Below are 23,935 nucleotides of genomic sequence, written 5' to 3'. Positions count from 1 at the left end.
ACGAAGTACCGAAGTACTTACTGAACGGACTGCAGATGGAACGTAATCGTTCCCCACAGCATCTTCGCGCGAATCTGCACTGGCAGGTGCCGTGCATCATCCGAATACCAGATCGTAATCGTGCCGCGATTCTTCACCACACCGGCATCCGCCGTCGGCTGCACACGAATCGTGGTGAACGTACCCGCAGGTGTCTTCACATCCTCGCGAGCCTCCACCTTCATCGTCACAGCAACAGTACGCAGCGCATCTGCCAGCGGCAACTTGAAATCCTGCCCCACCGTCAGCTTCTGCGATCCCACATAAAAGATGCCGGACAGCGCATCCGTCACGCATGCAGGAATCTGTCCCTGCTGCGTCTTCGTGGTGTTCTTCACCACATTGCGTTCGGTCAGCACCTGCGTTCCCAGCACGGGCTGCCCACCCGCTACAGGCGCAGGAGCAGTTGCACCCGGTGTAAAGACCAGATCGCTATTGATCTTTCTGCGGCCTTCCTGCGTCTGCTTGCTGAACCCTGCAGAGCAGCCAGTCGCCATGTTGAAGCTCGACTGGAAGCGATCAATCACCTGGTAGATCATGTTGGTCGCGCCAACCGTATCGGCGCTGGCCTGCACCTTCATCAGCGGCCCGGCCTGATCCAGTTGAAACACGGCACGCCCGGCGGTAAACACGCGCCAATCCACGGTGAATGTCAGCGTCTGATGTTGCGGAAACACATAGCCCTGCATGGGCGGTGTCATCAGCGGAGCCTGTGCTGGCGGCACACCTTCCTTATCTGCAGTAAACGGCAATGAGAACTTTTGCGCCGCCGCAGGCAGCGAAATCAGGGCTGGCAAACACACCATTGCCAGAAGGGCATTCCGAAACCGATTCAACCCGCAGTAGCCCCTCTCGTGAACTCAGACCCTTATTGCATGCCCCAATGCGCGCGAACCCACATCAGCACCAACAGCGTGGCGTAGATACCCGCCGCGCCCATCACCGAATTGTACTCGCGATGTTTCTTGTAACGCTCCGCGTCGAAACCCGCTGAAGTTTGTCCTGCTGGCGCGGGCGCAGGCGTGAATCGGGGCAACAAACGAGGCACGCGCGACGCGTACTCATCAAAATCCGCAAAGTGCCCGCGCAGGAATCGCTCCTCTGACAGAATCACCGGCCCGTAGATCACCACGAACAGTAGCGCCAGCAGCACAACCAGTTCCCAACGCCGCGAAGCGAACGCAAATCCAAACGCCGCCATCACCGAACCCAGATACAGCGGATTGCGCGTGTACGCATATGGCCCGGTCTGCGTCAGCTCTGCATTCTTTTTGACGTAACCGGCGGCATAACCGCGCAGCCAAAGCCCCGGAACCACCAGCAACAAACTCAGCGCCAGCGACAAAAACGAAGGTCGCGCCAACCACAAAAACAACGCCGCAAAGACAAATCCCAGAGGAACACGAATCCTCCGTACCAACCGTTCGCCCTTGCCCATTTCCACTGCCATGCCTCTGTCATTATGCCCTGCCGCGTTACTTGCGGTCAGACTGTGGCAACAGTTCCAACGCGGTGTTCAACACTTCGTCCACCGTAATCTCCGCCAATCCGCGTTCCACCATCGCGTGCCGACGATGATCCGTTTGGCTCAGCCGATGCCGCAACGTCTTGGATCGCATGCCCCAAGGCCCGGTACGCAGCGGATCCGTGGGCCCAAACAACCCCAGGGCGGGCACACCACAAGCCGCCGCCAGATGCAGCGGTCCAGTATCGCCTGCAATCACCAACACCACACGCTGCACCAACGCCATCAACTGCGGAATGGTGCAAGGCACCGCCCTGCAATGGCCCTGCGAAGCAGCCACCACCATACCCGCTGCGCCGTCCGGCCCAAACGGCGACGCATTCACCAGCACCGTGTAGCCACGCTCATCCAACGCACGCGCTAGATGCCCAAAACGCACCGCAGGCCACTCCTTCGCGCCCCAACCCGCCGTCGGCGCTAACAAAACCACAGGGCGCTCCGGCAACCCACGAAACAACGTATCGCACCACTGCTCCGAAGGCTGCGACACCGGCAGTGGCGCCTTCACCGGCTGTAATGACAACTTCATCGCCGCAGAAACAATCTCCGCTGCCTGATCCACCACGTTCGTCTTCCGCGTCTGCACGCGTTGCCGATACAGCCAGCCCGCCTGCTTCTCGCGAGGATCGGCACTACCCACAATCTGCCGCGCACCACTCATCCGTGCAATCACCGACGACCGAATCGAACCTTGCAGATCAATCGCGATGTCATATCGCTGCCATCGCAACTCACGCCGCAAATTGCGAATGCTGCTCAACGTTGCGAACGAAAACGGATGCCGCGACCACTCTTTCGCCGGAACAGTATGGACGCGATCCACCAGCGGCATCTCGAGCCCCCGCGCCGCTACACCGGGATATGCACGCAACAGCGGCGACCAATGCGGTTCAATCGCCCATCCGATGGATGCCTCCGGCATCGCCGCACGCAGCGCCGCAACCGCGGGCATGGCATGCAGCACATCGCCCATCGCGCCCACGCGCACAATCAAAATGTTGGGAGCACTGTTCAATCTGTTTCCCATTCGCAGCAGCGCGCATCGCTGCAGTCATCGAAGAGCATAAGGTGAAACGACATGTGGGCCACGTGAAGAATCATTCAAAGCAACTTCATCAGTTCCGGAATGAAACGCGCCTCATCGCAGATCGTCACTTCAATATCCGCCACTGCAATTGGCCCAACACGCTGCAACGTGGCACGCATCGCTGGCGACAACTTCACCGCATCCTTCGCCGTTGTCACAAAGCCATTCGCCTTCACGCGCTCCGCTGTCTCCGCCAACCGCTGCATCACTCCATCGTCATAACGTTGATGGTCTTTCAAAGCCACAAACGACGCAGGCTCCACGCCGCTAAGCCGCAACGATTCCAGAAACGCATCTGGCCGGGCAATGCCACAAAAGGCTAACGGCGAAGAAGCAGGCGTTCCCTCAACAAAATGAAAGCCGCGCTCCATCTCCCACACCAGCGGCTTCTTCTTTGCCGACGCCACAACACGTTCCACAACAGGCCGCAACGCTGCCGCCTCATCCTTGCGCAGCACAACCACATCCGCACGACACAGCGATTTCAAAGGCTCACGCAAATCCCCTGCGGGCAACAACGCATCCTGCACATCCGCCTGCGTCAGCAAAACAATATCCACCGCACGCGCCAGCTGACGATGTTGAAATCCATCGTCCAGCAGATGCACCCACGGCCCTGACTCCCGTTGCGCACGATGCTCGCGTTCCGCCATGCGCCCCGCAGCAGCGCGTTCCGCAGCCACATATACACGACGACCCAGCCTGCGAACCATCATCATCGGCTCATCGCCAAACTCCTCCGCCGAACCAGTGCCAACAACACGCTTCGCTGCGTGTGCATCCACGGTGCGCCCATAGCCGCGCGACAACACATCAAACCCAATCCCGCCACGCCGCAGCGCCTCACCCAGCGCAATCACAAACGGCGTCTTACCCGCGCCACCAGCGGACAAACTGCCCACACTAATCACCGGCAGTTCCAGCCGCTCCACCTTCGCGGAACCACGATCAAACCCACGATTCTTCCACGCCGCACCCGCAGCCCACAGCGGCACAAGCGGCAACAGCCACGGCCGCTTCACGAAGCACGCTCCCGCACCACCGACAGCAACGTCGCCACCGTCCGCTCCGTCGCACCGATCATCGAAGCCGCAAACAAACGACCGCGTTGACCCAGGCCATCATCGCCGCGCGTCATCAACTCACTCAACGCACTGCACAACGACTCACGCGTCACCATGCGAATCGCATTGTCACGCTGCATCGCATCCACCATGCCGCGAAAGTTCTGGTAGCTGCCGCCCATCACCACCGGCACACCAAGCCGCGCAGGCTCCAGCGGATTCTGTCCACCATGTGGAATCAGCGACCCACCCACAAACGCGACAGAAGCCAGCGCATACAACGATGAAAGCTCGCCCACCGTATCCACCAGCAACACTGCGCCACCCAGAATGGGCGAAGGCTCCATCCGCCACGCAGTAAGGCGAATCGCCTGCAGCCCCCGCTCCACAATCAACTGCTCCACCACACCCGCACGTTCCGGATGCCGAGGTGCAAGAACCATCACGCGTTCCGCCACCGGCAGCGTCTTCCAGCAATCCAGCAGCAACGACTCCTCGCCGTCATGCGTCGACCCGCAAACCAGCACCTTCGCGGCCGCAGGCAAATGCTGCCGCACCAGCCGCGTCAGCGGCGTCTCCTCCGCCACACGGATATCAAACTTCAGATTGCCCGAACTGCGCACGACAGACTCTGGTGCACCAATCTGCCGCCACCGCCGAACATCCTCATCACTCTGCGCCAGCAACAACGACACCTTTTCCAGCAACGGCTTCCACAACATCCGCAGCCGCATATACCGAGGCAACGAGCGATCGCTCACCCGCGCATTCACCACCGCCACCGGCACCTGCGCGCACTCACACTCCACCAGCACACGCGGCCACAACTCGCTCTCCATCAGCACCAGCAGTTTCGGCTGCAACACCCGCAGATACGACCGGACCGCAAACGCAAAATCCAGCGGAAAGAAAAACACGCGGTCCACACCAAACCGCTCGCGAGCCACCCGCTGCCCCGTCGGCGTCGTTGTGGAAACAACGACCGCATACTCCGGTAGCGCCGCTTCGAACTCCGCAATCAGCCGCACAGCCGCCAGCGTCTCGCCCACGGAAACGCAATGCACCCAAACCACCGGCCTGCCCGCAACGAAAGCCGTTAGCCGCGCAGGCACCGCACCCAACCGCATGCGCAATCCCTCGCGATACCGCCCTTGCCGCAACATGCGCCAGCCCCACACCGGCGCAGTCAGCACCAGCGCCAGCGACAATCCCAGGCTGTAAAGAAGCATCATCATGGCGTCAGGCAATCAACAGAAAGCCAAAGCCAACTTTACCCCGTCCCCCATGGCGTCTCATAATGACGAAGTGGCCGGCGCAACTGAGCCGTAAACCGCGCGTCTACACCTATATGCCGCAAATCCCACAAAAATGGTTCGCCGCCGCGCTGTTGCTGGCCCTCGCCGCACCCGCTTTCGCAGCTAAGAAAGAAGCGCCGCCGGTGCTCGCCGCCACAGCGTACATCTCGCACGAAACGCACGAGAAAGAGCACGTCACCGTCGCCGCCGAACCATTCGACACCCGCGAAAAGGGCAACTTCTTCCGGCTCGACTACAGCGGCCACAGCATCCTGCCCATCCGCCTCATCATCGCGAACGACAGCGACGCGCCGCTGGACCTGAACCAGGTCCGCATCCAGCTCATCGGCTCGGACGGCACCAAGCTCCCCGCCGCCACCCCCGAAGAGTTGAACCGCCGCCTCTTCCGCTTCAACGACATCAAGCAGAAGCGCATTCCCGGAACGCCCATCACCTACCGCCCCACGCCGGTCGACAAGAAGATCCTCGACGACGACAAGGACTTCTCCTTCACCCAGACCACTATCCCGGCGCACAGCAGCGCCAACGGCTTCCTCTTCTACGACATCCGCGACCTCGACGACCCTCCGCTCCGCGGCACCGAGCTCTACGTGAAGATGATGCACACCAAGCAGGATGGCAAAGACACGGAACTCTTCGCCTTCTCCGTGAACTTCGACAAGTATCTCGACCAGGAAAAGACCAAGCGCGACGCCGCAAAAGCCGCCGCAGCCAAGGCAGCCGACGCGAAGGACTCGAAGGATAAGGACGACAAGGACTTCAAGGTCGACACCAACAACAGCAAGCCGCAGTAGCTAAAACCTGCAAGCTGGGACCGCAAAGTGCTGAAGGTGCGCCTCCTGCGTAACAATCGCAAGAGACACATGCCAAACGACCTGATCCTCCGCGACGCCGTCCCCACCGACGCACCCGCCATCCTCGCCCTCATCCGCGACCTGGCCATCTACGAAAAAGAACCCCACGCGGTCATCGCCACGGAAGAAGACATCCTCCGCGACGGCTTCGGCCCGCAGCCCTACTTCCGTTGCATCATGGCCGAATGGCAGGGCCAGACCGCAGGCTTCGCGCTCTATTTCTTCCAATACTCCACGTGGGAAGGCAGCCCGGCACTCTACCTGGAAGATCTCTTCGTCCGCGAATCCTTCCGCAAACGCGGCATCGGCGCAGCACTGTTCCAGCGCCTCGCACAAATTGCGCTCGAACGAAACTGCACCCGTTTCCAATGGGAATGTCTCGACTGGAACCAGCCCGCACTCGACTTCTACGAAGCCAGCGGGGCCAAAGTCCTGCGCGAATGGCTAAACCTGCGCGTGACCGGCGAGGAGCTCAAAAGGCTCGCCGGTACATCCGCTTAGTAGCAGCCGTAAGGGCGGTAATACGGGTAATATCCCCGCCAATACGGGTTGTAGTAGCTGTAAGCCCCGTACGGATACGCTCCATAGGCATATCCGCGATAGGGCCAGCCGTAATAGCCATAACCATAGGGTGAATATCCCGACCAGTACCAGCAGCGGCGGCTGAAGAACAGGATTAACAGGATCAGGCAAAGCATGAAGCGCCTCGGTGCGGGTTTTCAGAAGCCTACGTCCGCATGGGTATTGCTACGCAGCCTACTCCGAAAAAGTTCCGCTCGCGAGAAAATAGAAATTGTGAAGAAAATCAAAGTTATCGGCGGAGGCCTTGCAGGCCCGGAAGCCGCCCTGCAGGCCGCACGTTTCGGCTGCGAAGTCACCCTCCACGAGATGCGCCCCAACCGCTCCACCGAAGCGCATCAGACCAGCGACTTCGCGGAACTCGTCTGCTCCAACTCCCTCAAAAGCGAGAGCGAAAACACCGCGCCCTGGCTCCTCAAACAGGAGATGCGCATCGCAGGCTCCGCCCTGCTCAAAGAAGCCGATGCCTGCGCCGTCCCCGCCGGACACGCTCTCGCCGTCGACCGCGTGGAGTTCTCCCGACGCGTCGCCGAACGCATCGCCGCCGAACCGCGCATCACGGTCGTCCGCGAAGAAGTCACGTCGCTCGACGAAAACAGCGAAGACACGCTGACCATCCTCGCTACCGGCCCGCTCACCTCGCCCGCACTCGCGGCAGAACTGCAGCGACTCACCGGCGCCGACCAGCTAGCCTTCTACGACTCCATCGCGCCCGTCGTGGACGCCAGCACCATCAACATGGACCGCGTCTACTTCAAAGCACGCTGGGACAAAGGCTCCGCAGACTACATCAACTGCCCCTTCACCAAAGAGGAGTACGACGTCTTCTACGACGCGCTCGTCGCCGCGCACGAAGTCGAAGCCAAGGAGTGGGAGAAGCTCGACTACTTCGAAGGCTGCCTGCCCATTGAAGAGATCGCTCGCCGCGGCCGCGACACCCTCCGCTTCGGCTGCATGAAGCCCGTGGGCCTGCGCTACCCTGGAACCGAAATCACGCCGTACGCGGTCGTCCAGCTTCGCCAGGAAAACCTGCGCGCCGACAGCTACAACCTCGTCGGCTTCCAGAATCACATCAAGTTCGGCGACCAGCAACGTATCTTGCGCCTCATCCCCGGCTTGGAAAACGCGACGTTCCTGCGCTACGGCCAGATCCACCGCAACACCTACATCAACTCGCCCACGCTGCTGAACGAGCAGCTACAACTGCGTCAGCACCCCAACATCTTCATCGCTGGCCAGCTCAGCGGCGTAGAGGGCTACACGGAGTCCATCGCCGGAGGCATGCTCGCAGGCCGTTTCGCCGCCTCCGTCGCACGCGGCGAAACACCAGAACCCGCGCCCCGCCTCAGCGCCCACGGCTCCCTCGTGCACTACATCACGCACGCGGAAGCCAAGCGCTTCCAGCCAGCCAACGTCACCTTTGACCTGTTGCTGCCGCTCGAAGAAGAACTCCGCAAAAAGATCCGCGACAAGAAAGAGCGCCATCGCCTCCAGTGCGAACGCGGCCTCAACGCCTGGCGCGAATGGTTGGACAGCTCACCGTTGTCCGCATAAGCGAAACAACATCCCGGCGGACACAAAATTTACATTGCCATCACGTGGAATGGGAAAAGCGCGTCCGCCGCGGAGCCGCGTCGCCGCATCCAACAAAACATCATGACCAAACGCACCCTTGGAAGCACTGGAATAGAAGTTTCGCCCATCATGCTGGGCGGGAATGTCTTTGGCTGGACCATCGATGAGAAGCAGTCGTTTGCTGTGCTGGATCGCTTCGTGGATCGCGGATACAACTTCATCGATACGGCGGATATGTACTCGTCATGGGTTCCGGGGAACAAGGGCGGTGAGAGCGAAACGATCATCGGCAACTGGTTCAAGAAGACAGGCAAGCGCGAGAGCGTCGTGTTGGCGACGAAGCTCGGCAACCCCATGGGTGAAGGCAAAAAGGGCCTGAGCGCGGTGTACATGAAGGAAGCCGTAGAAGCGTCACTCACCCGCTTACAGACCGACTACATCGACCTCTATCAGGCACACATTGATGACGCCGACACATCGCTGACTGAGACGCTGCGTGCATTTGATGACTTGGTAAAGGAAGGTAAAGTACGCGCAATTGGCGCGTCGAACTATTCCGGTGATCGTCTTCGTGAGTCAGAAGAGATTTCCCGCCGCGAGGGTATCGCGCGCTACCAGACCCTGCAGCCGCATTACAACCTGTATCACCGCGCGGAATATGAGCATGATCTCGCACCCGTAGTAGCGGAGTTCAGCCTGGGTGTGGTGCCATATTTCGCGCTGGCCTCGGGCTTTCTGAGCGGCAAGTACAAGACGGCTGCGGATGCGGAAAAAGCAAAACGCGCAGGCATGCTGGGCAAGTACTTTGACGATCGCGGAATGAAGATTCTCGCGGCGCTCGCAAAAGTGAGCAAGGAGACAGGCGCAAAGCAGGCATCGATTGCCTTGGCCTGGTTGCTCTCCCGCCCAAACATCCTGGCGCCAATCGCAAGTGCCACTTCAACAGAGCAACTGGAAGATCTGTTCGCTGCAACGGAGTTGGAGCTGACGCCAGAGCAATTGAAGGAACTGAGCGAAGCCTCGGTCTACTAAGGCAGTTCCAATAGAAAACGGGTGAGGCTGCGTGCCTCACCCGTCTGTGTCTTGCTGTGTCGTTGTTTACTCGTGAGCGTTGGCGTTCGGATCCGGCGCCGGGGTTGGGATGCGCGGCAACATGTCCTTGCGAGTAGCTGCGTTGTAGGCAAACCATGCTTCAACCAGCGAGCCCTGCTGCACATCGGCCGCGGGTACGCGGTCATAGGTATCTGCGTTGGAATGGTGGGTAAGGGTGCCGTACTCCAGCCCATCCTGCATAAAGCTGATGCCGTTCAAGCCAATCCATGAGAACGCTGTGGAGTCAGTACCACCGGGCGACAACGTCGGACGGAACTCCGTGCCGCTGACGGCTACGATGTGCTGATCCTTGATGGGTTCAATCCACGACTGGAAGATCGTTCCCATCTCCTTGCTGCCGCCGGCGGAGACGCCACGGAAGCGGCCCGCACCGCCGTCATCGTTGAAGTAGACGTCAAACTTGTCATACTCCGGCGTCTTGACCATGGTGGTGCGCGGTGCAAAGTGCTTCTGCACGTATGCTGTTGAACCGTAGACGCCTTCTTCTTCACCGCCCCACAGAGCCACGCGAACGGTACGTGCCATGGGCTTGTGCATGGTGGCCAGAATGCGCACAGCTTCCATGGCAACAGACGAACCGGTGCCATTGTCAGTTGCGCCAGTGCCGCCCTGCCAGCTATCAAAGTGGCCGCCCAACATCACGACTTCATCCTTCTTTGTGGTGCCGGGGATTTCGCCGATCACGTTGAAAGCGTTCTGATTCTTCTTCTGGTACTCCACCTGCACATCAAACGTGAGCTTCGGCGTGATGTTGTGCTGCGTCAGGCGCACAAGGCGGTTGTACTGCTCCGCTCCAATGGCGACCATCGGCGGCGGGACGGGATCATTCGGATTCTCAGAGCCACCATAGGTTGAGAAGATGGTGCCGCGATCGCCGTTGTAACCCGGCGTCAGAACAATGGCAGGCTGCTCATCGTGCAGGAACTTGTTCATCTTGTTGCGAAGATCATGGTTCTTGGCATTCGCCAGGGCCAGCGATGTGGGCGAGAACTCCTGGGTCCCTTCGCCAGGACGTCCACGACCGCTGGGATCGCGATCAGCAGCGCCGCCGGGACCACCAGGGCCACCCGCTCCGCGACCACCGCGAGGCTGACCTGCGCGTGCAAGAATCTCTTCATCGGTGGGCGAAGGCTGAGCCTCGGCGCGCGTGTGCAAAGTGAGCTTCGCAGGATCGAAGATCAATACAGCCTTACCCTTCAGCTTGCCGTGCCACTTGGCGAAGTCTTCCTCCGAGTGGATGGGCGCAAAGATCGGCTCAACATTGATAACGCCAGGCGTTCCGGGCGTCCACGCCAGCGGGAAGCCGGTAAACGCAGCGTAAGCCGGGCTTTCCATCGCGCCGTAGAACTTCTTGATCTGCCAGCCGTAGCCAAAGGGCCAGTACTCCAGATGAACGTTCTGCAGTCCCCACTCCTTCATCTGCTTCATCGCCCACTCGGCGGCAGCCATGTGGTTGGGGCTGTTGTTCACGCGCGGGCCGTAAACCTCTGACATCCAGAAGAGGTTTTCCATCACGTGCGAGTTTTCAAGGGCTTCATGCTTGATCTGCGCCAGTGCGTCCAGATCCACTTTGTCGCCCGTCTGCTGCTGCGCAAAGGCAGGAGAGAGGAGCAGGACGGCGGCAGTTGCAACAGCTGCCTGCTTGAAACGGTGCAGATTCATCAGAAAAGTCTCGCTTTCAACGGAAATGCAGGTTACGGGGCCAGAGATGGAATCTGGCCCACAGACGCTGGAAGAAGAGCCGCGCGCAGACAGCCGGGCGCTGGTGCACGGGCGTTCAGAAATGTTGTGATGGCACAAAGCTAATCGAATGGGTGGGCACGGCGCAATCAAAACCCGCCGAGATTTGCGAAATGGTTTCGCAGAAATGCGCCACGCACTTCCGACCAGACTGGCAAGTTAGGAAACGTTCTTAATCATGCGGACAATTCCCGTAAATTCCCGCTCACAACGCCAATCAAGCAGACACCAGAACGCCTTCCTGTTCAGCCGTCCGGGAGGACACGTCGAAGAGAACAGGATCGGCATCCGCAAAGAACTCCGCATGGAGTGAGCGAACCGTCTGCTCCACGACACTGTCCTCCACAACGAAGCTCATGCTGATACCGTTCGCCCCTTGCGAGATCATCTGCAGATTGGTGCCGCGGATGGCTGAGAAAGCACGTGCCGCAATGCCCGGCTGCTCACGCAGCTTCTCCCCCACAAGGCAGATCAACGACTTCGCCTCTTCTTCCTCCACCACTGCAATCTTGGCCAGGTCTTCGCGGATGGCTTCCAGATGCTCCACCGCATCCAGAGTCACTGAGAGACTGATCTCGCTCGTAGCCACCATGTTGACCGAGCAATCGTAGCGATCGAACACCTCAAACACGGCACGCAGAAAACGATGCGAGACAAGCAACCTGCGCGAGATGATGTGCAGGATCACGAGATGGCGTTTGACCGCAATGCTCTTCAGCGGACTGGAAGACGCAGTCGCAGTCGCGGTGATAACGGTGCCTTCGTTGCCGGGATTGTGCGAGTTGAGCACCCAGACCGGAATGTTCTTCTTCACCGCCGGAAGAATCGTAGCCGGATGGAGAACCTTCGCTCCGAAATAAGCAAGCTCAGACGCTTCCTCAAAACTGATAGCGCGCAGACGAACCGCATCAGGACAGATGCGCGGATCGGTTGTCATCACACCGTTCACGTCAGTCCATATCTCAATGGCATTCGCATGCAGCGCACCACCAATAAGCGCCGCACTGTAATCGCTCCCACCGCGACCCAGTGTAGTTGTAATCCCATTGCGAGCGGATGCAATAAAACCACCAAGCACAGCAACAGCATTGGCATTCACGACAGAGAGAACATGCTCACTCACCGCAGCATCCGTCTCTTCACTCAACGGTGACGCCTTGCCAAAATGCGCGTCCGTGATGATGCAGTTTCGCGCATCGACATGCACGCTACTGATACCACGATGTTCCAACGCCTGCGCCACGATAAGGCTTGAGAGTCGCTCGCCAAAACTCACCACAAGATCACTGGTGCGTGGTGTAAGTTCACCAACCGCAGCAATGCCGGTGAGCACGTTATCCAATTGATCGAAGAGCTTGTCCAACGTTTGGATCAGAAGAGCTAGCTTCCTGCCAACAAGAACTGCAGCCGTCTCAATATGACGATTCCGCAACACGTTGGAGATAAGAATTGCCTTGGGAAGATCGTTTTCAACCGCGGCATGCGCGGCTGCCAGCAATTGATCCGTGACGCGCGCCATGGCGGATACAACAACCACAGGACGCATCTTCTGATTACGACGACCATTGACGATTTCGATAGTGCGACTAATCGCAGCCGCATCCTGTACCGATGTACCGCCAAACTTCATGACAACGATCGGACTATCCGGTTCCTTGCCCACAACCAAAGTATTTCGCTTTGTCCATAAAAAAGGCATAAAGGCTGAAGTTATTTTTGTTGTGCCATCATGGTTGGCATGGCGCGCGATGCAGGCTTAGAAGCGATGGTGGAAGAGGCGCTGGAAGATTTGCGCGTGACACGCAAGGCCATGTTCGGCGGAATGGCGTGGATGTATCGCGGCAACCTGGTGTGCGGCGCACGCGTGGGACACCTGCTGGTGCGCTTGGGCAAAGGCAATGACGCATGGGCGCTCGCATTGCCGGGCGTAACGCAGATGATGTCAGGCAAGCCAATGAACGGATGGGTCCGTGTGCCCGCAGCAGTCTATGCAGATGACGCGGTGCGCAAACGCCTGCTGGATGCAGCGAAGGCATTCGTGGCAACACTGCCTGCAAAGGAATAACCGATTGAGCCATCGCATTGGTATTGCGTTCGCTTTTTGCGAGAATCGTTAAGACAAACGCGAGGGATAAGAGACAGTGCTGATTGCAAGCTGGAATGTGAATTCGATCCGTGCGCGGATGATGCATGCGCATGACTTTCTTCAGGCACAGCAACCAGACGTGTTGCTGATGCAGGAGCTGAAGACGCTGGAGTTTCCAGCGATGGACTTCAAGGCGCTGGGCTATGAATCCGTGGCCATCGGCCAGAAGAGTTACAACGGCGTAGCCATCCTTTCCAAGCTCCCCATCGAAACCGTGACCACAAAGCTCGACGGCGATGACGAAGATACACACGCACGCTTCATCGAAGCCATTCTGGATGAACCCGATGGAAAGCGACTGCGCGTCGTCTGCATCTATCTGCCCAACGGCAATCCCATCGGCACAGAGAAGTTCATTTACAAGCTCGGATGGATGGATCGACTCATCCACCAGATGATGCGGTGGAAGGATGACCCGATCCCCACGATCATCGGCGGCGACTTCAATGTCATCCCCGAAGACATCGACTGCGACAAGCCCGCGAACTGGGTTCGCGATGCCCTCTTCCAACCCGAGCCGCGCGAACGCTACCGCGCCATGCAGACCATGGGCTGGGTAGACGCATTCCGTGCACTCCATCCTGAGGAAGCCGGCGCCTACACCTACTGGGATTACTTTCGCCAGGCGTTTGAGCGCAACCGTGGCATCCGGATCGATCACTTCCTGCTGTCGCCTGCCCTGCGTCCACGCCTGGAGTCTTGCGTCATCGATAAGACCCCGCGCGGCCAGGAGAAGCCCAGCGATCACACACCGATCCTGGTCACATTAAAGTAAGCGCCTCGCGTTCGCGGAAAAACCTAGTCCAGCCTTAAGGATGGCCGTCTAGGGGGCGCCTGAGTGTTTCCTGTGATGACAGACTTACGCCCTCTGATCTTGACTCTTGGGCGGTGGCATCCATATAGTCCTCTCGCCTGACGAGACTCCTGTTTTGCGCCTGTGAAACGTTTTGATTCCGCTGCAAAAGCGGCGAACGAAAATGCACGCGCAACCAGCAATCACAATGCCAGGCGCAGTTCCATAGTTACGATTTGCACGCATGGAGACGTTTCGAATGAGCCAGACGGAAACGAAGAAGATGACGCCCAGCCGCCGCGATTTTATCGTAGGTGGCGCGGCCGCAGCTGCTGTTGCAGCGTGGAGCGCAAAGAGCTACGCCGCCATTCCGGGCGCCAATGACCGTGTCCGCACAGCCATCGTCGGCGCAGGCGACCGCATGAAGGGCGCCCTGATTCCCGCCTTCGCGGTGAACCAGAAGAAGATGAACTTTGAGTTTGTTGCTGTAGCGGACCTTTGGAGCCGCCGCCGTGAAGAAGCCGTTGCGTACGTGCAGAAGGTGGCGGGCACAAAGATCGATACATGCCGCAATACCGACGAACTGTATGCACGCAAGGATGTCGACGCAGTCCTGATTGCCACAGCAGATTTCCAACACGCAATCATGGGCGCGGCAGCAGTGAACGCTGGCCGAGATGCCTACGTCGAAAAGCCCACGGCAGACCGCATGGAAGATGCTCGCTTGTTCCGCGACGCCGTTCACAAGACAGGCAAGATTGTTCAGGTGGGCACGCAGCGCCGCTCCACGCCCAGCTACATGCGCGCGTACGACTACATCCGCTCCGGAAAATTCGGCGACATCAACATGGTCGAACTCACATGGAATGTGAACCAGCCCGCACGCTGGCGCCGCCCCGACGTCGTTCCCCTTCTCAAGGAACAGGACACAGACTGGAAGCGCTACTTGCTGAACCGTCCGTACGAGCCGTTTGACGCGCGCAAGTACCTCGAATTCCGCTTGTTCTACCCGTACTCATCCGGCATTCCCGATCAGTGGCTGGTACACCAGATCGATACGGTGCACTGGTTCACGGGCTATCCGCATCCACGTTCCGTGGTGGCCAACGGCGGCATCTATCAGTGGCATGACGGCCGCACCAACTGGGACACACTGACCGCCGTATTCGATTACGGTCCACTCGACGACTTGTCGAAGGGCTTCCAGGTGCTGTTCACATCACGGCAGACAAACTCCGCTGGCGACGTGAAGGAGATCTACTACTCCAACGGCGGATCCCTCAACATGGACACGCAGAAGGTCACATCAGAAGGCGGCCTGAAGGCGGGCGCAGCACACGCCATGAACATGAAGCCGAATCTGCTGGAAGACTTCTCGCTCGGCGACGTAGAGAAGGTTTCCAACGAAGCAAACACCGGCAGCGATCCCATGACAGTGGCGAACATGCTGAACTGGATGGAATGCGTCCGTAGCCGCAAGACGCCGAACGCCAGCATTGAAGCAGGTTATTCGCACTCCATCGCTCTCTGCATGTGCGTTGCATCCATCCGCACCGGCAAGAAGGTCACGTTTGACGACGCGAAGCAGCAGGTGCTGGCAGGTGGTCAGCCCTATGTATAAGCTCGTCGCGTTGGCTATGCTCTCCACTATGTTCTCGTCCGGCGTTGCAGCAGCAGAGGTAAAGGTAGACGTTCACGAGGCTCAGCGCCGCGTGGACGTCACCGTCGATGGCAAACCGTTCACGTCGTACATCTGGCCTACATCGCTGAAGAAGCCGGTGCTGTATCCGCTGGTGTTGAGCGACGGCATCACCGTCACGCGCGGCTTCCCGTTGGAGCCACGTGCCGGTGAACGGCAGGATCATCCGCACCACGCGGGCCTGTGGTTCAACTACGGCAACGTAAACGGCTTCGACTTCTGGAACAACTCTGACGCCATCACCGGCGATCGTGTGCCGCACATGGGCTCCATCCGGCAGGAGAAGATTGTCTCCTCGCACTCCGGCAGGGACTCAGGTGACCTCACAACAGAATCCACATGGATTGCTGCAAATGGTCAGGCCCTGCTGCGCGAAACCACAACGTTTGTTTTCCGCCAGAACGGCGATGTGCGCACGATCGATCGCACGACGAAGCTGACGGCGCTCGAAAAGGTCGTATTCACTGACGACAAGGAAGGCGTGCTCGGAATCCGCGTGGCACGCTGGCTTGAGTCGCCCAACGAAAAGGGCGGCGTGTTTGTGGATGCCTCCGGTAAAGAGACAAAGGTGGAAGGCGCCACAGGCGCGGGTGCCACCGGCGTCTACCTGACCAGCGAAGGCAAGCAGGGCGACGACGTGTGGAGCACACGTGGCCGCTGGTGTGTGCTCAACGGACACGACCCGGAAGGCCACCAGGCTGCAATCGCCATTCTGGATCACCCAGGCAATCCGGGCTATCCCACCTACTGGCACGCTCGGGGCTACGGCCTGTTTGCCGCGAATCCACTAGGCGCGCACATCTTCGACACCAAAGCCGCGCCCATGAACTACACCGTGGAGAAGGGCCAAACAACAACCTTCCGTTATCGCGTGTTGCTATCGCCACATACGATGACCGCCGCACAAGCCAACGCAGCCGCGGATACCTTCGGAAAAGCAAATCGTTAGTTTTGTTCCTTAATTCTTAGGGCTTCGCCTCGGTCCGGGGGCGAGGCCCTTTCTTTCGCTTACAAGCGATAGTCTTCCCGCGCAGGCGTGAACACATCCAGGACTTCGCTCTCCACAGCAGCCGAAGCCTGGTGCACCACACCACCGGGCACCATCACGCTATCGCCCGCATGCAGCAGATACGTCTCGCCATCAACAACAAGAGCAATCTCACCACTGAGGATGTAGATCAACTGCTCATGCGGATGGGAATGCGCAGCCCCCACCCAACCGGGCTCCATGCGATGCCGCACCAGCATCATCGGCTCAGTCGTCGCCATCACCTGCCGACGCAGTCCCGGCTCAGGCACGGTCATCTTCGAATCATCTGCGGGAATCACTTTCAACATGGCGCTCACTTGGTAAAGCTCGTGGCCTTGCGCTCGTCGTGCCGCTCCACACCCAGCGCAATCAGCCGATCAATCAACTCAACGTAGGAAATGCCCGTAGCCTCCCACAGCTTCGGATACATGCTGATCGACGTGAACCCCGGCATCGTATTCACTTCGTTGAGATAGATCTTCGGCTCTTTCTTGCTGGCGGGATCGGCCTCTTCCAACAGGAAATCCACACGCGCCAGCCCACTGCAATCGCACGACTTGAACGCATCAATCGCCATCTGCCGCAACTGCTTCGCCTGCGCCTTCGTGATCTTCGCTGGAATCACCGGCTCGCTCGTGCTGGTCGAGTCATACTTCGACTCATAGTCGTAAAACTCACGATCCGGCACAATCTCACCAACGACACTGGCAATGGGATCATCATTGCCCAGCACTGCAATCTCAAGCTCGCGCGCCTTACCCTTGCCTCTCAGCTTGCCGTTGCCGCTCACGCCCTCTTCAATCACAATCTTGCGATCAAACTGCGCAGCCTCATCCATCGCCTTCGCAAGCTCTTTGCGCTCGCGCACCTTGCTGATGCCAACAGACGAACCAAGATTCGCCGGCTTCACAAACACGGGATACTTCAACTTCTCTTCAATCAGCTTCGCGCACTTGCGCGGACTCGCCTTCCACTCACTCCGCAGCAGCGTCACGTGCTTCACAATGGGCAGTCCCGCCGCGGCAAACATCTTCTTCATGGCGTCCTTGTCCATGCCCACCGATGAACCCAACACACCCGAACCCACATACGCCACATCGGCCAGCTCAAGCATGCCCTGGATTGTGCCGTCCTCACCAAACGTGCCATGCAACACAGGAAACACAACATCCAAAGCAGCCGTCGAGTCCGCAGCAGAGGCCTGCAACGTAAGCCCAGTGCTCTCCACTTTTTTCTTCGAAGCAGCGGACTTCTTCCCCGCCAGCGCAGGCACCGTGACGCCATCCAACAGCGCCTTCGAATCGCCAGCGCCCAACCACTGCCCGGTCTTGGCAATGCCAATGGGAACCACTTCATACTTGCTGCGATCAATGGCATTCAGAATGGAAGCCCCGGAGCGCAACGAAACCTCATGCTCGCCCGACTTCCCACCAAACAAAATACCCACACGCAGCTTCTTCGCCATCAGTTCCCTCGCACCTACCCATGTTGATGGTACGGTCCCACCGCCTGTGGAGGACAATCATGCATCTTCGTAGATACCTGCGATGCGTCAGCGAGTCAGATCCACGGCCTGCTGCAACGAAATGTGTTGCGGCACCAGCTTGATCTCGCTACGAATTGCGTCCTGATCGCGCGTAAGAGTCTTCATCATCAAAATCTTTCCATCCATATGGACGACCATGCGAACACTCTTCCACGTGTCAGGCGACACCTGGCGCCTTTCCAGTTGAAAGTTGCCACCCTGGTTCACCTTGCCCAACAGACCGAAACCGAATGAAACCGGGGTTACGATACGGCTCTGCAGATCACACAGCCGATCCTCAGGCTCCTTGATGGAGACGGTGCCCTCCATCGCATGCAACACCTTCTCCTCCATGCTTGCGGGCTGATAGGTAGGGTTGGGCTTGAAACTGTACTGTGAACAACCGTTCACGCTGCCTGCGGGCGTCATCAGAAACTGCGACGGCAGCGCGCCAAGCAGGCTGATCAGGTGCTTTTCATCGCTCTGCGCCGACGCATTCAACTTTCGGAACGCCTCCGGATCATTCGCAAGTGCGGTAAGACGCCTTTGTTCCGCAGCGGCTGCTTCGGCGGACAACGGAACACCATCCACCTTCAGCAGACGAGCAACCTTGCCCTCATCCACTTCCACAACACGTTCCGTCCACAGGTGGCCACCCGTACGCGGTGAGCGCTCCTGCAACAAGAACGAAAAATGTTCCCTCAGATCGATGCGCGCCTGGCGTTCGTTCTCTGCCATACGCGTAACAGGCGAGCTCTGTGCCCACGCAACCGTTCCTAAAGCCGCGATCGATATCGCCGCCACATTCCGAAGTGCCGTCATCTTCACCCTTGACCGCCCGAGTCGCGTCACACCAGTAGTGAGACGGATTCCGACGCGGAACCATACGTTGCACAGCGAGGCACAAAGGCCGCGACAAACCTCATCGCGGCCTCGTAAATGAATAGTTCCCAAAATGCTTACGGATAAATCCGGTTCAGTGTACGAGCAAACGGAATCGTCTCGCGCACATGCTCCAACCCGCACACCCACGCCACACACCGCTCAATACCCATGCCAAAGCCACTGTGCGGAACCGAACCATACTTACGCAGATCCAGATACCACTCGAACGCCTCCAGCGGCAGATCGTGCGACAGGATACGTTCCTTCAACAGGTCATAGCTATCAATTCGCTGCGACCCGCCAATGATCTCGCCATAGCCCTCAGGCGCCAACACATCCACGCAAAGCGCCTTCGTCGGATCGGCAGGATCAGGCTGCATATAGAACGCCTTCACCACTGCCGGATAACGATGCACCATCACCGGACGATCAAACTGGTTGCTGATGTACGTTTCGTCCGGCGCGCCAAAGTCGTCGCCATACTCATGCGGCTTCTCAATCGCGCCCTCGGCAAACGCCTTCTCCAGCATTGCGTGCGCTTCGTCGTAGCTGATCTTCGGGAACGGAGCCTGAATCTTCTCCAGCTTCGCGGCCTTCTCATCGCCACCCGTAATCGTCTTCAGGTCAATGCGATGCTTCTCCAACACGCGCATGACGATGTGCGAGAGGAAGTCCTCCGCCAGCTTCATCAGATCGTCCAGATCGGCATATGCCACTTCCGGCTCAATCATCCAGAACTCGGTCAGGTGACGACGCGTCTTCGACTTCTCCGCACGGAACGTGGGCCCAAAGCTGTACACCTTGCCCAGCGCCAGCGCCGTCGCCTCAATGTAAAGCTGGCCGCTCTGCGTCAGGTACGCGTTGCCCTCCTCGAAGTACTTCATCTCAAACAGCTCGCTGGTGCCTTCGCACGCGGCAGGTGTCAGGATGGGCGGATCAGTCCGCGTAAAGTCCTGCGTGTCAAAAAACTCCTGCGCCGCACGCATAATCGTGGCGCGCACGCGCAAAATCGCACTCTGCCGAGGCGTCCGCATCCACAAATGCCGACGCTCCATCAGGAAGTCCGGCCCATGCTCCTTGAGCGTGATCGGGAACGGCTCATCGGCGCTCACCGCCTGCTGAACCTTCACGTTCTCCACGTCCAGCTCATAACCAGAAGGAGCACGCGAATCCGCACGCACCTTGCCCGTAACCACCACGCTGCTCTCTAACTGCAATTCCTTCAGCGTGTTGAACACTTCCTCGGGCACAGCCGCCTTGGGCACAATGCCCTGGATCGTACCCGTGCCGTCACGGAAGGTGGGAAAGAGCAGCTTGCCGCTGGAACGCAGGTTATACAGCCAGCCGCGCAGCGTTACTGTTGCGCCTTCGTGCTGGCCAATGTTCGCAATCGACGTAAGGGGTGCGGATGTTTCCGTTGCCATAACACTTTCCAGTGTATGCTCCCCGGCCTCCCCAAAGGTGTTATTCGCCCATTCCCCGGGTGCTATCCGCACATACCCTGAACGATCCTGATATCAAAGCTTTCAGGCAATGGTGACGACCGCCAATCGGCGCGATTCTGGTTCTGTCAGGAGGGCAGACGCTCTCCAAAGAAACAGGAGAAACGCCCCCGATGCATGACCTTCTCGTAGCAGTCGCCTTCCTCGGTATGATCCTCGCCCCCTGCGCCGTTGCATCCTTCGCCGGCAGCACCACCGAGGCATAAGCGACCCGCAAGCCCCCAAAGGTAAAAGGCCGGCATCAAGCCGGCCTTTTACTTTGCCCTGAAACAGTTATGCCGTCTTCTGTGCCATCTTCGCCCGATGCGCCATCACGCGGCCAACATTGCTCTCGATGTACGCCGCCAGCGCCAACATCCGTTCCGCCACTTCGCTGCCCATCTCTGTCAGGCTGTACTCTACCTTCGGCGGCTTCGTCGCATGCACCGTGCGCAGTACAAAACCATCCTGTTCCAGCGCGCGCAGCGTCTGCGCCAGCATCTTCTCACTCACGCCACCAATCAGGTACGCCAGTTCGCTGAAGCGATAGCTGCCATCCTTGTGCAGCAACACCAGCACCAGCGATCCCCAGCGCGACGTCACATCGTCAAGGATGATGCGTGTCGGGCAATCGGAAGAAAACAGGTTACCCTTCCGGATGCGAATTGTCTTGGTACTCTTTGGCCACGCCATGCATACAGCTTACCTATAGGTATGTACTTACTACAAGTAAGCTACTAGGCATACGCTTGTCTCATACACTCCGCCACGGCGGAAGGGAGAAACATAATGATTGCTGTTACCGGAGCCAACGGCCACCTTGGAACACTTGTCGTAGAGGGTCTGCTTCAGAAAGTCCCTGCAAACCAGATCGTTGCGGCCGTTCGCACGCCATCCAAAGCGAAAGCATTTGCAGACAAAGGCGTTCAGGTCCGCGAAGCCGACTACGGGCGCCCGGAAACGCTCGACGCGGCCTTTGCTGGCGTAACAGAACTTCTGCTCATCTCCGGCAATGAACTCGGTCAGCGCATAGCGCAGCATCAAGCTGTGGTCGACGCAGCAAAGCGCGCCGGAGTTCGCCTCATCGCCTACACCAGCCTCCTGCATGCGGACACCGGCGGCCTTCTGCTCGCAGAAGAACATCTGGCCACGGAGAAGTACCTTCAGGCGAGCGGCATCCCCTTCGCCTTCCTGCGCAACGGCTGGTACACAGAAAACTTCACCCCCGGCATCGGCCCCGCGCTTCAGCAGGGAGCATTCATCGGAGCAACAAAAAATGGCCGACTAGCCGCCGCAACCCGCGCAGAATACGCAGCAGCTGCCGTAGCCGTACTCACCGGCGAAGGCCATGAAAATAAAGTGTATGAATTAGCAGGCGACATAGCATTCACCCGCGCTGAGTTCGCCGCAGAAGTCAGCAAACAAACCGGCAAGACCATTGGCTATCACGACCTGCCGGAGCAGGAATACGAGAAGATCCTCGCCACCTTCCTGCCGCCCGCTCTCGCAACAATCCTGGCCGACGCCGAAGCAAAAGCCGCAAACGGCGCTCTCGACGACGAGTCGCACACGCTAAGCCGTCTGATCGGCCGTCCCACAGCACCTCTCGCGGACACAATCGCCGCAGCGCTGAAAGCACCTGTCACCAACAGCACCCACTGATGCAGCAGGTAGCGCTCAAAATGAAAAAAGAAAGTAAAAGGCCGGCATCCGGCCTTTTACTTTTCCAAGGAACTTTTAATTTCGGACAGGCTCTTCCAACATCGCAAACGCCTTTGCGGCCTTCGCGCTCATCGCCTTCGCATCAATCTCGGGCTCGTACGCAATCTCCAGTGTTCCCACCGGCTCATGCTTCAGCCCTGTAATGCCCTTGCGCACGACATCCCAGTCCACGGTGCCATCGCCCGGCCACAGGTGTTCATCCTTCTCACCGTGGTTGTCATGCAGGTGAATTTCGCGGATGCGATTGCCCAAAACAGCAAACGCATTCTGCACGCCGCCCATATCGTGAAGATTCACATGCCCAATATCCAGGCACACATTCACGGTATCCAGGTGCGCAATGCGCAGCATGTCCATCAGGTGTTCCGGCGTGGTCACGTCGTTGTGCAACGTCTCCACCAGCGTCTTCACACCCAGCGGATGCGCAAATGCCTTAATGTGTTCCACCGCAGTCATCGACAGGTCCAGCGATCGCTCGCTCCACGTATCGTTCGCCGTGCCCAGGTGCAGCACAATGCTGTCAATATCGATCTGCTCCGCTGCTTCCAGCGCGCGCTTCACCTCATCCATCGCATCAATGCGGCGCGACTTCTCCACATCAATCAGGTTGATGGTCGCTGGAACATGGCGGCTCCAGTCGGAAGCCCGTGTTTCGAAGATGGGTTGGTGCAACGTCGCGCGGCAATCATGGCTGCGGAACCACTTCGCCAGTTCCTTCACTTCCGCGCGATCGGTGTAATCAAAATGGTGCCGAGCCGCAAATAGCTCAATCGACTGCGCACCCGCCGCCACCATTGCATCCAGCAGGCCCGCGTGCAGCCGTTGTTGCAGAAAAACATGCGTACTAATTGACCGCTTCATCACCCCTGACCATAGCAGGCCGCAAAGCATACGGGGGAACCATTGAAGGTTCCCCCGCCTCACCTTGTTCGATTTACTTGCCGATCGTCTTGTCGATCGCCGCCTGTGCCAGCGGCTGCATAATCGCATATCCCGCAGGCGTGGGGTGCACCCCATCCTTCGCCAGGTCCGGCTTCATGCCGCCCGTCGGCGACGTCAGCGCCGAATAGTAATCCAGATACGTGTAGCCGTGATCCTTGCAGAACTGCTGCATCCATGCGTTCATCGTGCGGATTTTCTCGGCAGGCTGCAGACCACGACGCCACGGATAATCGTCCACCGGCAGCACACTCGCCAGGATCAGCTTGATGTGGTTCGCATCCGCAATCGCCGCCATCGAACGGAAATTGTCCTGCACATGCTCCAGCGACTCAATACCTGTATTTCCAGCAATGTCATTCGTTCCGGCCAGGATCAGCACCGCCGCAGGCTTCAGAGCCACCACATCCTGCTGAAAACGGATCAACATCTGCGGAGTCGTCTGCCCACCAATGCCGCGATCCAGATACGGCTTGCCCGGAAAGAATGTCGGCTTGTTCAGCGCCGCATTGCCCCACGCATCCGTAATGCTGTCGCCAAAAAACACCACGCGCTTCGGTTCCGCCGGTCCCAACGCGGCATTCGCACTCGCATAGCGAGCCAGGTTCGCATAATCCGCCAGCTTCTTCTGCAAGCCTGAAATTTCATTCGGCGTCAGCGTCGAAGGGTCCTTCACCAACACCGCATCAATCGGTTTGGGTGCCTCAGCAGGTGCGGCAGCCGCCTGAGCCAACAAAGCAGTACTGACCACCAAAGTGGTCGCGGTAACGAGTGCAACATTGCGCATGAACGACATGATTCGCGTGGTTCTCCTGTGTGCAGG

At 58.7% G+C, this 23,935-nt stretch carries 24 protein-coding genes; 9 read left to right on the top strand and 15 right to left on the bottom strand.

Annotated elements, in window-relative coordinates; all coding sequences use genetic code 11:
- Positions 1–17 precede the first annotated feature (17 nt).
- The 5 genes from BLT38_RS19060 to BLT38_RS19040 form a co-directional block, all read right to left on the bottom strand.
- The gene (locus BLT38_RS19060) at positions 18–875 is read right to left on the bottom strand and encodes a DUF3108 domain-containing protein (RefSeq protein WP_231966628.1); all 858 of its coding nucleotides are present in this window, start codon (positions 873–875) and stop codon (positions 18–20) included.
- A gap of 32 nt (positions 876–907) precedes the next feature.
- The gene (locus BLT38_RS19055; RefSeq protein ID WP_231966627.1) at positions 908–1,489 is read right to left on the bottom strand and encodes a methyltransferase family protein; all 582 of its coding nucleotides are present in this window, start codon (positions 1,487–1,489) and stop codon (positions 908–910) included.
- Between the two features lie 25 nt (positions 1,490–1,514).
- Positions 1,515–2,579, bottom strand: a complete 1,065-nt coding sequence (locus BLT38_RS19050) for a glycosyltransferase family 9 protein (RefSeq protein WP_231966626.1) — start codon at positions 2,577–2,579, stop codon at positions 1,515–1,517.
- Positions 2,580–2,665: 86 nt separating this feature from the next.
- Positions 2,666–3,673, bottom strand: a complete 1,008-nt coding sequence (gene lpxK, locus BLT38_RS19045; protein WP_083346599.1) for a tetraacyldisaccharide 4'-kinase — start codon at positions 3,671–3,673, stop codon at positions 2,666–2,668.
- Complete coding sequence (locus tag BLT38_RS19040) at positions 3,670–4,950, bottom strand: 3-deoxy-D-manno-octulosonic acid transferase (RefSeq protein WP_331711388.1); 1,281 nt, start codon at positions 4,948–4,950, stop codon at positions 3,670–3,672. The genes lpxK and BLT38_RS19040 overlap by 4 nt, the downstream gene beginning before the upstream one ends.
- A 62-nt stretch (positions 4,951–5,012) precedes the next feature.
- Between BLT38_RS19040 and BLT38_RS19035 the strand changes: the two genes are divergently transcribed.
- Complete coding sequence (locus tag BLT38_RS19035) at positions 5,013–5,825, top strand: hypothetical protein (RefSeq protein ID WP_231966625.1); 813 nt, start codon at positions 5,013–5,015, stop codon at positions 5,823–5,825.
- Positions 5,826–5,894: 69 nt separating this feature from the next.
- A complete protein-coding gene (locus BLT38_RS19030; protein WP_083346598.1) occupies positions 5,895–6,386 on the top strand; it encodes a GNAT family N-acetyltransferase in 492 nt (163 codons plus the stop codon).
- Here the strand turns inward: BLT38_RS19030 and BLT38_RS19025 are convergent.
- Entirely contained in the window at positions 6,383–6,583 is a 201-nt protein-coding gene (locus BLT38_RS19025) for a hypothetical protein (protein ID WP_083346597.1), read from the bottom strand. The genes BLT38_RS19030 and BLT38_RS19025 overlap by 4 nt on opposite strands.
- 97 nt (positions 6,584–6,680) lie before the next feature.
- Here BLT38_RS19025 and trmFO point away from each other — a divergent pair, with 97 nt between their 5' ends.
- Together trmFO and BLT38_RS19015 are read left to right on the top strand one after the other, a co-directional pair.
- Positions 6,681–8,018, top strand: coding sequence for a methylenetetrahydrofolate--tRNA-(uracil(54)-C(5))-methyltransferase (FADH(2)-oxidizing) TrmFO (gene trmFO, locus BLT38_RS19020; protein ID WP_083347204.1), 1,338 nt, complete (start codon positions 6,681–6,683; stop codon positions 8,016–8,018).
- A 102-nt stretch (positions 8,019–8,120) separates the two neighbouring features.
- Complete coding sequence (locus BLT38_RS19015; protein WP_083346596.1) at positions 8,121–9,071, top strand: aldo/keto reductase; 951 nt, start codon at positions 8,121–8,123, stop codon at positions 9,069–9,071.
- Positions 9,072–9,137: 66 nt separating this feature from the next.
- On the opposite strand, the gene BLT38_RS19010 is transcribed toward BLT38_RS19015, so the two are convergent.
- A complete protein-coding gene (locus tag BLT38_RS19010) occupies positions 9,138–10,814 on the bottom strand; it encodes a M28 family peptidase (RefSeq protein ID WP_083346595.1) in 1,677 nt (558 codons plus the stop codon).
- 295 nt (positions 10,815–11,109) lie between these two features.
- On the bottom strand, positions 11,110–12,522 hold the full coding sequence (lysC, locus tag BLT38_RS19005) for a lysine-sensitive aspartokinase 3 (RefSeq protein ID WP_083347203.1): 1,413 nt from the start codon (positions 12,520–12,522) through the stop codon (positions 11,110–11,112).
- A 108-nt stretch (positions 12,523–12,630) separates the two neighbouring features.
- Here lysC and BLT38_RS19000 point away from each other — a divergent pair, with 108 nt between their 5' ends.
- From BLT38_RS19000 to BLT38_RS18985, 4 genes are all read left to right on the top strand, one after another.
- Entirely contained in the window at positions 12,631–12,957 is a 327-nt protein-coding gene (locus BLT38_RS19000) for a TfoX/Sxy family protein (protein WP_083347202.1), read from the top strand.
- Between the two features lie 76 nt (positions 12,958–13,033).
- Complete coding sequence (xth, locus tag BLT38_RS18995; protein WP_083346594.1) at positions 13,034–13,813, top strand: exodeoxyribonuclease III; 780 nt, start codon at positions 13,034–13,036, stop codon at positions 13,811–13,813.
- 277 nt (positions 13,814–14,090) lie between these two features.
- Positions 14,091–15,452 (top strand): Gfo/Idh/MocA family protein, encoded by a 1,362-nt coding sequence (locus tag BLT38_RS18990; RefSeq protein WP_231966624.1) that lies wholly within the window; start codon positions 14,091–14,093, stop codon positions 15,450–15,452.
- Positions 15,445–16,479: a PmoA family protein gene (locus tag BLT38_RS18985; RefSeq protein WP_083346593.1), complete on the top strand. Its 1,035-nt coding sequence runs from the start codon at positions 15,445–15,447 to the stop codon at positions 16,477–16,479. Before BLT38_RS18990 ends, BLT38_RS18985 begins: the two co-directional genes overlap by 8 nt.
- A gap of 59 nt (positions 16,480–16,538) precedes the next feature.
- Here BLT38_RS18985 and BLT38_RS18980 read toward each other — a convergent pair whose 3' ends face one another.
- The 5 genes from BLT38_RS18980 to BLT38_RS18960 all read right to left on the bottom strand — a co-directional run bounded on the left by BLT38_RS18980 (position 16,539) and on the right by BLT38_RS18960 (position 21,144).
- On the bottom strand, positions 16,539–16,868 hold the full coding sequence (locus tag BLT38_RS18980; protein ID WP_083347200.1) for a cupin domain-containing protein: 330 nt from the start codon (positions 16,866–16,868) through the stop codon (positions 16,539–16,541).
- 5 nt (positions 16,869–16,873) lie between these two features.
- Positions 16,874–18,025, bottom strand: a complete 1,152-nt coding sequence (locus BLT38_RS18975) for a D-alanine--D-alanine ligase family protein (protein ID WP_083346592.1) — start codon at positions 18,023–18,025, stop codon at positions 16,874–16,876.
- 87 nt (positions 18,026–18,112) lie between these two features.
- The gene (locus tag BLT38_RS18970) at positions 18,113–18,907 is read right to left on the bottom strand and encodes a hypothetical protein (protein ID WP_156785215.1); all 795 of its coding nucleotides are present in this window, start codon (positions 18,905–18,907) and stop codon (positions 18,113–18,115) included.
- Positions 18,908–19,044: 137 nt separating this feature from the next.
- Positions 19,045–20,394, bottom strand: a complete 1,350-nt coding sequence (gene asnS, locus BLT38_RS18965) for an asparagine--tRNA ligase (RefSeq protein ID WP_083346590.1) — start codon at positions 20,392–20,394, stop codon at positions 19,045–19,047.
- 351 nt (positions 20,395–20,745) lie between these two features.
- Positions 20,746–21,144: a winged helix-turn-helix transcriptional regulator gene (locus BLT38_RS18960; protein ID WP_083346589.1), complete on the bottom strand. Its 399-nt coding sequence runs from the start codon at positions 21,142–21,144 to the stop codon at positions 20,746–20,748.
- A gap of 96 nt (positions 21,145–21,240) precedes the next feature.
- On the opposite strand from BLT38_RS18960, the gene BLT38_RS18955 reads away from it, so the two are divergent.
- A complete protein-coding gene (locus BLT38_RS18955; protein WP_083346588.1) occupies positions 21,241–22,113 on the top strand; it encodes an SDR family oxidoreductase in 873 nt (290 codons plus the stop codon).
- A 75-nt stretch (positions 22,114–22,188) separates the two neighbouring features.
- On the opposite strand, the gene BLT38_RS18950 is transcribed toward BLT38_RS18955, so the two are convergent.
- Together BLT38_RS18950 and BLT38_RS18945 are read right to left on the bottom strand one after the other, a co-directional pair.
- A complete protein-coding gene (locus tag BLT38_RS18950; RefSeq protein ID WP_231966623.1) occupies positions 22,189–23,034 on the bottom strand; it encodes a sugar phosphate isomerase/epimerase family protein in 846 nt (281 codons plus the stop codon).
- A gap of 73 nt (positions 23,035–23,107) precedes the next feature.
- Entirely contained in the window at positions 23,108–23,908 is an 801-nt protein-coding gene (locus BLT38_RS18945; protein ID WP_083346587.1) for an SGNH/GDSL hydrolase family protein, read from the bottom strand.
- Positions 23,909–23,935: the final 27 nt, after the last annotated feature.

Source organism: Terriglobus roseus, assembly GCF_900102185.1.
Taxonomy (GTDB): domain Bacteria; phylum Acidobacteriota; class Terriglobia; order Terriglobales; family Acidobacteriaceae; genus Terriglobus; species Terriglobus roseus_A.
This window is presented reverse-complemented; position numbering and strand designations above follow the sequence as displayed.